The organism is Streptomyces sp. NPDC048337, assembly GCF_043201175.1.
GTDB lineage: Bacteria > Actinomycetota > Actinomycetes > Streptomycetales > Streptomycetaceae > Streptomyces.
Map to the genome: position 1 here is coordinate 38,586 of NZ_JBICYR010000041.1, position 8,105 is coordinate 46,690.

At 72.0% G+C, this 8,105-nt stretch carries 8 protein-coding genes; 6 read left to right on the plus strand and 2 right to left on the minus strand.

The features are described 5' to 3' along the window. The first annotated feature begins 70 nt into the window (after nucleotides 1-70). From ACGFYU_RS36555 to ACGFYU_RS36575, 5 genes are read left to right on the plus strand one after another with little or no spacing between them, the layout of a single operon-like run. Nucleotides 71-565, plus strand: a complete 495-nt coding sequence (locus ACGFYU_RS36555) for a hypothetical protein (RefSeq protein ID WP_393831617.1) — start codon at nucleotides 71-73, stop codon at nucleotides 563-565. Further along, nucleotides 562-2,274, plus strand: a complete 1,713-nt coding sequence (locus ACGFYU_RS36560) for a peptidoglycan-binding protein (protein ID WP_393831618.1) — start codon at nucleotides 562-564, stop codon at nucleotides 2,272-2,274. The genes ACGFYU_RS36555 and ACGFYU_RS36560 overlap by 4 nt, the downstream gene beginning before the upstream one ends. Next, nucleotides 2,271-2,990, plus strand: a complete 720-nt coding sequence (locus ACGFYU_RS36565; RefSeq protein ID WP_393831619.1) for an ABC transporter ATP-binding protein — start codon at nucleotides 2,271-2,273, stop codon at nucleotides 2,988-2,990. The genes ACGFYU_RS36560 and ACGFYU_RS36565 overlap by 4 nt, the downstream gene beginning before the upstream one ends. Continuing rightward, the gene (locus tag ACGFYU_RS36570) at nucleotides 2,987-4,207 is read left to right on the plus strand and encodes an ABC transporter permease (RefSeq protein ID WP_393831620.1); all 1,221 of its coding nucleotides are present in this window, start codon (nucleotides 2,987-2,989) and stop codon (nucleotides 4,205-4,207) included. Before ACGFYU_RS36565 ends, ACGFYU_RS36570 begins: the two co-directional genes overlap by 4 nt. A 52-nt stretch (nucleotides 4,208-4,259) precedes the next feature. After that, nucleotides 4,260-4,544, plus strand: a complete 285-nt coding sequence (locus ACGFYU_RS36575; RefSeq protein ID WP_393831621.1) for a hypothetical protein — start codon at nucleotides 4,260-4,262, stop codon at nucleotides 4,542-4,544. On the opposite strand, the gene ACGFYU_RS36580 is transcribed toward ACGFYU_RS36575, so the two are convergent. Together ACGFYU_RS36580 and ACGFYU_RS36585 are read right to left on the minus strand one after the other, a co-directional pair. Then, nucleotides 4,545-5,828: a geranylgeranyl reductase family protein gene (locus ACGFYU_RS36580; RefSeq protein WP_393831622.1), complete on the minus strand. Its 1,284-nt coding sequence runs from the start codon at nucleotides 5,826-5,828 to the stop codon at nucleotides 4,545-4,547. A 139-nt stretch (nucleotides 5,829-5,967) separates the two neighbouring features. Further along, nucleotides 5,968-7,167 carry an RNA-guided endonuclease InsQ/TnpB family protein gene (locus ACGFYU_RS36585; RefSeq protein WP_393831623.1) on the minus strand — a complete coding sequence of 400 codons (1,200 nt, stop codon included), beginning with the start codon at nucleotides 7,165-7,167 and terminating at the stop codon, nucleotides 5,968-5,970. Nucleotides 7,168-7,322: 155 nt separating this feature from the next. Between ACGFYU_RS36585 and ACGFYU_RS36590 the strand changes: the two genes are divergently transcribed. Beyond that, nucleotides 7,323-7,853, plus strand: a complete 531-nt coding sequence (locus ACGFYU_RS36590; RefSeq protein WP_393831624.1) for a GNAT family N-acetyltransferase — start codon at nucleotides 7,323-7,325, stop codon at nucleotides 7,851-7,853. The last annotated feature ends 252 nt before the right edge of the window (nucleotides 7,854-8,105 follow it).

Sequence of the window (8,105 nt, forward strand, 5' to 3'; positions counted from 1 at the left end):
GGCGCCGCCCGTCCGCAACCCCCGCGCCGGTCGCGCATTTTCCGCTTCTATCGCCCCAAGGGAATTCGTCGTGCACGCACGCCATTTCGCACCGCTGCTGCTCATCTGCTGCCTTTCGCTGATCTCGTGCGGCGGCGGTAACGAGGAACCCAAGGCCAGTGACAGCCCCCCGCCCACCGCGGCGGAGATCGCCTACTACGACTGCCTCAAGGACAACGGGGTGAAGCTCACCCACACCGACTACGGTGCGCCCCGCGTGGACAAGGACGATCCGTCCGCGAAGGAGAAGCTCCCCGCGGCCCAGGAGGCGTGCAAGGACAAGGTCCCGCCGGCGCCCTCCGCCCCGCCGGCCGACCCGAAGAGGCTGGCCGCCGCCCGTGCGGAGTCCAAGTGCCTGCGTGGGCAGGGTGTCCCCTGGTACCCGGACCCCGACCTGGTGACGGGGAACATCGACGAGCAGGCCATCACCCCTGAGCAGGCGGTCGAACTCAGGACGAAGCACATGGACGCGATGAGGAAGTGCAGGACCAGCCGGGGCTCCGACAACGCGGTCCTCGGCGGATGAGTGAACTGCAGGACGTCGTGGTGGACGTGACCGGCGGCGAGCAGGACGGCGCCGACGACCAGAAGGCCGTGCCGGAATCGGGCGGGCTCAGGCGGGGCCGGCGGGTTGTGATCGGGGTGGTTGGTGGGGCCGTGCTCATGGCCGTCGGGGGGTTGTTGGCCACCGCCGTGGTGAAGTCGCCCGCGCAGGTGGCCGCCGAGACCGGGCCGCCCGCGCAGGGGCCGCTGACCGCCGAGGTCGAGCGGCGGGTGCTCGCGCAGAAGGTGGTGATGCGGGGGACCGTGGTCGCCGACCAGAGCGTCGACGTGGCCCCGCAGCCCCGCGGCGGCGAAGGCGCGGGCACGCCCGTCGTGACCAAGCTGCCGCTCAAGGCGGGGGACGCGGTCGCCGCCGGGCAGCTGCTGGCCGAGGTGTCCGGGCGGCCCGTGTTCACCCTCAAGGGGACCCTGCCCGTCTACCGCGACCTCAAGCCGGGCGCCACCGGCGACGACGTGGCGCAGTTGCAGCAGGCGCTGCGGGAGCTCGGGCACGGCACCGGATCCGACCGCAGCGGCTTCTTCGGCCCGGGCACCAAGGCCGCGCTCGCCGCCCGCTACCGCGCCATCGGGTACGACCCGCTGCCCGCCGTGGCGGACGGCGGCGAGGCGCTGAAGGCCGCGCGGGAGGCCGTACGGTCGGCCGAGTGGGCCCTGGAGGACGCCACCGCCGACGCCCAGAACTCCCACGGCGGCGGCCAGGCCACGACGGCCGGGACGGCCGGCGGTACTGCGGCCGCGGCCGGAGCCGGGGCCACCGCTTCGCCCGGCAGCACCGCGAGCGGGGGCAAGCCCGGCGCCGCTGCCGCCGACGGCGGTGCCGGCGGGAAGTCGGCCGGAGGGAGTGCCGGCGGTGCCGGTGATTCCGGGCGGTCCCTCACGCGCGCCCGCCAGGCGCTCGACGACGCCCGGGCCAAGCTGACGGCGGCGGAGACCGCCGACGGGCCGATGCTCCCCGCCTCCGAGACCGTGTTCCTCGGCGCCTTTCCCGCCCGGGTCAGCGCCGTCGGCGGCCGCGTCGGCGGCCCCGTGTCCGGGTCGGTGCTCACGCTGTCGGCGGGTGAGCTCGTCGTCGAGGCCTACCTCAAGGAGGACAAGAAGCAGCTGCTGCGCGCGGGCATGTCCGTGGTGGTCTCCTCCGAGGTCGCGGGCACCGACGCCCGCGGCAAGGTGGCGCTGGTCGCCACCGAGCGGTCCACCGGCCAGTCGTCGGGGCAGCAGAACGGACAGCAGGGCGGGCAGAGCGGCCAGGGCGAGAGCTCCCAGGGCAAGGGCGGCGGCGCCGACCTCGGCTACCGGATGGTGGTCCACCCCGACCAGCCGCTGCCCGCCGCCTTCGCCGGGCAGGACGTACGGCTGACCATCGAGTCCGCCGCCACCGACGGCGAGGCCCTCGTGGTCCCGGTCACCGCGGTCTCCGCCAGCCCCGACGGCCAGACCCTCGTCACGGCCGTCTCCGCCGACGGCACGCAGCGGCGCATCCCCGTCCGGACCGGCACCAGCGGCGACGGCTACGTGGCCGTGGTCCCCCTCAGGGGCGGCGAGCTCGCCCCCGGCGCGCGCGTCGTCATCGGCACCGCCCCGAAGAGACCGGACAAGGGGACGGACAAGACCACGGACGAGGCCAAGGACAAGGGACCGGGCAAGGGACCGGGCAAGGGAACCGCCAAGTGAGGTTCCCCCGCCCGCGCCGCCCCCGGGCGGAAGAGGAGCCGGAGCCCGACGCCCCCGTCATCGAGTTCCGCGGCGTCGGCCTCACCTACCCCGGCCCGCCCCCCGTCGAAGCCCTCCACCCCTGCGAACTCACCGTCCGCCGCGGCGAGTTCATCACGGTCGTCGGCCCCTCCGGCTCCGGGAAGTCCACCTTCCTCAACGTCGCCGGGCTGCTCGACTCCCCCACCAGCGGCCGGTACCTCCTCGACGGGATCGACACCGCCGCGCTCCCCGACCGCGAGCGCACCGCCCTGCGCGGCCGCCGCATCGGGTTCGTCTTCCAGTCCTTCCACCTGCTCCCCCACCGGTCCGCCCTGGAGAACGTCACCCTCGCCATGCTCTACACCGGAACACCGCGCGCGCAGCGCCTCGTACGGGCCCGCGAGGCACTCGACCAGGTCGGGCTCGGGCACCGCGCCGGCGCCGTTCCCGGGCGGCTGTCCGGCGGCGAACGCCAGCGCGTGGCCATCGCCCGCGCCCTCGTCGGACGGCCCTCGCTCCTGCTGTGCGACGAGCCCACCGGCAACCTCGACTCCGCCAATGCCGCCTCCGTGCTGGGGCTGCTGGACGAACTGCACGGCTCCGGGATGACCGTCCTCGTCATCACCCACGACCCCGAGGTCGCCCGGCGCGGCGCCCGTACCGTCACCATCCGCGACGGGCGGCTGCGTACGTGAGCACCGTCCGGCCGACCCGGCTGTCCGTACGCGACGCCCTCGCCGAGGCCGTCGCCGGCATGCTCCGCCGCCCCGGGCGGGCCGTGCTCACCGCGCTCGGGACGGTGCTCGGCGTCGGCAGTTTCGTGGCCGTCCTCGGCCTGACCGCCACCATCTCCTCGCAGATCGACAGCCGGTTCAACGTCCTGACCGCCACCGAGGTGACCGTCGAGGACATCGCCACGCGGCAGGACGAGTTCGCCGGCCCCGGCTTCCCGGCCGACGCCGAACAGCGGCTGCGCGCCGTCGCGGGCATCCGCAGTGCCGGCGTCATGTGGACCGTACGGCTCGACTCGACGACCACCGTCGGCGCCCTCCCCTCCGGCGGCGGCAACGCCGCCACCGGCATCAGCGTCGTCGCCGCCTCCCCCGGTGCCGTCGCCGCGCTCGTCCCCACCCTCCAGGAGGGGCGGCTCTACGACGATTTCGCCGAGCAGAGCAGACAGCGCGTGGTCGTCATCGGCGACGGGCTCGCCCAACGGCTCGGCATCACCACCCTCGCCACCCGGCCCGCCCTCTACATCGGCCAGGAGCCCTTCACCGTCGCCGGGATCCTCGCGGACGTCGAGCGCAAGCCGGAGAACCTGCTGTCGGTGCTCGTGCCCCGGGCCACCGCGGAGGAGTTGTGGGGGCCGCCCGCGCCGACCTCCGCGAGCATGCTGATCGCCACCGAACTCGGCGCCGCCCGCCAGGTCGCCGACCTCGCCCCGCTCGCACTGCGCCCCGACCATCCCGAGTACCTGAAGGCCGTACCGCCGCCCGACCCGCGGATGCTGCGCTCCGGCGTGACCTCCGACCTGAGCGCGCTCTTCCTGCTGCTCGCCGGGATCTGCCTGGTCATCGGCGCCGTCGGGATCGCGAACACCACCCTGGTCGCGGTGCTGGAGCGGACCGCCGAGATCGGTCTGCGCCGGGCCCTCGGCGCACGGGGCCGACACATCTCCGCCCAGTTCCTCACCGAGTCCGCGACCCTGGGCGCGCTCGGCGGGCTGGTCGGCACGTCCCTGGGCGAGCTGACCGTGGTCGCCGTCTCCCTCGCCCGCGACTGGACCCCGGTGATCCACCCGGCCACCGTCGCCGCCGCCCCGCTCACCGGGCTGGTCACCGGACTGCTCGCCGGGCTCTATCCCGCCTGGCGGGCAGCCCGTATCGAACCGGCCGAGGCCCTGCGAAGATAGCGGCTGCGCGCCTGACCCTCAGACCGCAGCCCGACCCTGGAGGTGGTGGTCCGTGAGCACCAAGCCGTACGAGTACCACGGCACCGGCGGCTCGACCGCCGTTCCGGCCGCGCTCGGGCTCTGCCTCCTCGCGTTCGGCGGCTGGCTGCTGACCACCGCCCGCCCCTGGCAGAAGCCGGGCCACCCGCTCACGCTGGGCTTCGGCTGGACGGCCTCGGCGGTGCTGCTGATGTGCGGGCTGGTGCTGATGGCCCGGTGCGTCCGTACGGTCCACGGCCCGGACGCCGAAGCGGGCCGGCCGGGGGAAAACCCGGTCCGGCCCACGGAACAACCCTGATCAGGCCTTCGGAGCCACCTTCGACAGGCCGTTGATGATGCGGTCCATCGCGTCGCCGCCCGTCGGGTCGGTCAGGTTGGCCAGCATCTTCAGCGTGAAGCGCATCAGCACCGGGTGCGTCAGGCCGCGCTGCGTGGCGATCTTCATGACCCTCGGGTTGCCGATCAGCTTCACGAAGGCGCGGCCGAGGGTGTAGTAGCCGCCGTAGGTCTCCTTCAGCACCTTCGGGTAGTTGTGCAGGGCCAGTTCGCGCTGGGCCGGGGTGGCCCGGGCGTGCGCCTGCACGATGACGTCGGCCGCGATCTGCCCCGACTCCATGGCGTAGGCGATGCCCTCGCCGTTGAACGGGTTGACCAGGCCGCCCGCGTCACCGACGAGCAGCAGGCCCTTGGTGTAGTGCGGCTGCCGGTTGAAGGCCATCGGCAGGGCCGCGCCGCGGATCGGCTGCGTCATGTTCTCGGGGGTGTAGCCCCAGTCCTCCGGCATGGACGCGCACCAGGCCTTGAGGACCTCGCGCCAGTCCAGCTCCTTGAAGGCGGCGGAGGAGTTGAGGATGCCGAGGCCGACGTTGGACGTGCCGTCGCCCATGCCGAAGATCCAGCCGTAGCCGGGCAGCAGCCGGTCCTGCGGGCCGCGCCGGTCCCACAGCTCCAGCCAGGACTCCAGGTAGTCGTCGTCGTGGCGGGGCGAGGTGAAGTACGTACGGACGGCCACGCCCATCGGGCGGTCCTCACGACGGTGCAGGCCCATCGCGAGGGAGAGGCGGGAGGAGTTGCCGTCGGCGGCGACGACCAGCGGGGCGTGGAAGGTGACCGGGGTCTTCTCCTCGCCGAGCTTCGCCTGCACGCCGGTGATGTGTCCGGTGCGGGGGTCGCGTACGGGCTCGCCCACGTTGCAGCGCTCGTAGAGCCGGGCGCCGGCCTTCTGCGCCTGGCGGGCCAGGGTCTCGTCGAAGTCGTCGCGCTTGCGGACGAGTCCGTAGTCCGGGTAGGAGGCGAGTTCCGGCCAGTCCAGCTGGAGCCGCTGGCCGCCGCCGATGATGCGCAGACCCTTGTTCCGGAGCCAGCCGGCCTCTTCTGAGATGTCGATGCCCATCGCCACCAGCTGCTTGGTGGCGCGGGGCGTCAGGCCGTCGCCGCAGACTTTCTCGCGGGGGAAGGCCGTCTTCTCCAGGAGCAGGACGTCCAGTCCGGCCTTGGCGAGGTAGTACGCGGTGGTCGAGCCGGCGGGCCCGGCCCCGACGACGATCACGTCCGCGGAGTGTTCGGAGAGGGGCTCGGTCACGGCGGGATCTCCCGAAGGCTCGATAACTCGATAAAGGGTGCCCATTGGCACCGGACATGTGCAGTCTATGCAGCGAGAGAGATCGCGAACCGAAGGGCTGCCCTGTTGACTTCCTCCCCCTCGTAAACGAGGGGGATTCCTACGGCTCGCGCCGTGGGGGTTTCTGCTTCGTCACCGACTGCCCGCCCGGAGTTCTCCGTTGAGGTCTTACACCAGCTCCACAGACTGTCACCGCCAGTCCGGCGGCCAGAAGGTTCTTCGCCGCGTTCGCGTCCCGGTCGTGGGTCGTGCCACAGCTCTCGCATGTCCAGGTACGGACGTGCAGCGGCAGCCTCTTTTGGAGGGTGCCGCAGGTGGAGCACAGCTTGGAGGAGGGGAAGAAGCGGTCGACCGCGATCACTTCCCGCCCGCACCAAGCAGCCTTGTACTCCAGCAGGCTCCGGAACTGTGTCCATGCCGCATCGCTGATGGCGCGGGCCAGGCTCCGGTTCTTGACCATGTTGCGTACGGTCAGGTCCTCGATCACGATCGTTTGGTTTTCACGAACGAGCCGAGTGGTCAGCCTGTGCAGGTGGTCGCGGCGTCGGTCGCCGATCCGGGCGTGGATCTTCGCGACCTTCTGCCGGGCCTTGCGCCGGTTGGCGCCGTCACCCTTGGCCTTCTTCGCCAAGACCCGCTGCGCCTTCGCAAGCCGGGCGCGGTCACGGCGTTCATGCCGGGGATTGGCGATCTTCTCCCCGGTGGAGAGAGTCAGGAGGTGGTCCAGGCCGACGTCAATGCCCACCGCTGCGTCCGCCGCGGGGAGCGGCTTCACGGACGGGTCGTCGCACAGCACCGAGACGAACCAGCGTCCCGCGCTGTCGCGGGACACGGTCACCGTGGTCGGCTCCACACCATCGGGGAGGGGACGGGACCAGACGATGTCCAGCGGCTCCGCCATCTTGGCCAGGGTGAGCCGGCCGTCGCGGAACTTGAACGCCGAGCGGGTGTATTCCGCGCTGGCCCGGGACTTCCGCTTCGACTTGAAACGCGGGTACCTGGCCTGCTTCGCGAAGAAATTGGTGAACGCCCCCTGCAAGTGCCGGAGCGTCTGCTGGAGCGGGACCGAAGACACGTTGGAGAGGTAGGCCAGTCCGTCGGTCTTCTTCCACGCCGTCAGCATCGCGGACGTGGCGTTGTAATTGACACGCTCCTGACGAGCCCACGCCTCGGTGCGGGCGGCGAGCGCCAGATTGTAGACCTTCCGGACACATCCGAACGTGCGCGACAGCTCGGCTGCCTGCGCATCAGTCGGGTAGAAACGGTACTTGAACGCCCGCTTCACGTCGGTGGTCAGCACGCATTACAAACTAGTGCGACAACAGGTAAAGACCAAACCTGCGGGTCAGAGCGCTGTGATCCGCCCTGGCGGCGAATCCCAGCCCATTGCCCTGCTGCGCAGGAGTTTCGTTTCCTCCCCCGGCTAAAGCCGGACGTATCCACGAAAGGACTCAGATGACCACCTCGCCGACCCGGCCGCTCCCCGTGGTACAGCTCCGCGTGCCCACCGACGAGGACGCGCACGCCTGGCACCGCGTCTTCGACGACCCCGAGGTCATGGAATTCCTCGGCGGTCCGGCCGAGCTGTCACTGTACGAGGAGTTCACCGCGCGCCAGCGCATGTACGACGCACAGCTCGGCTACTGCCTGTGGACGCTGCTTGACGAGGAAGGCGAGGTGATCGGCTTCACCGGCGCCCAGCCGTGGCCGGCGGAGAAGGCGTGGGGCCCGGTCGGCGAGCTGGAGATCGGCTGGCGCCTGGCCCGCTCCGCATGGGGCAAGGGCTACGCGTACGCCGCCGCCCTGGCCACCTTGGAACGGGTCCGGGCGGCGGGGGTCCCCCGGGTCGTGTCAATGATCAACGACACCAACGCCCGCTCCATCGCGGTGGCGGAACGCCTCGGCATGACCCTGGAGGAAACCTTCCTCCTCCCCGGCGGCACCCACCTCGGCCGCCGCTACGCGCTCTCGCTCACGCGGGGGTGAGGGGTGGGGGCGGGGGCGGGTGTACGGGCTCATGCGGGTGCGGGCCTTCGCCCCCTCGGGCCCCGCTCCGGGGCGGGGGCTGCCCACCCGCCCCCTCGGCGGTGCGTCGGGGGCGGGGGACGGTTCGGGGTCCAGGCCGGGCGGAACCAGAGAGGCCTTGGGGGTTTCCCGGCTGTCCCATCGTCCTTCCGTGTCGGGCCGGTCCCTCAAGGGCGCTCCTGCGTCGCGTCGCTTCGCGATTTCGCTTCGCTC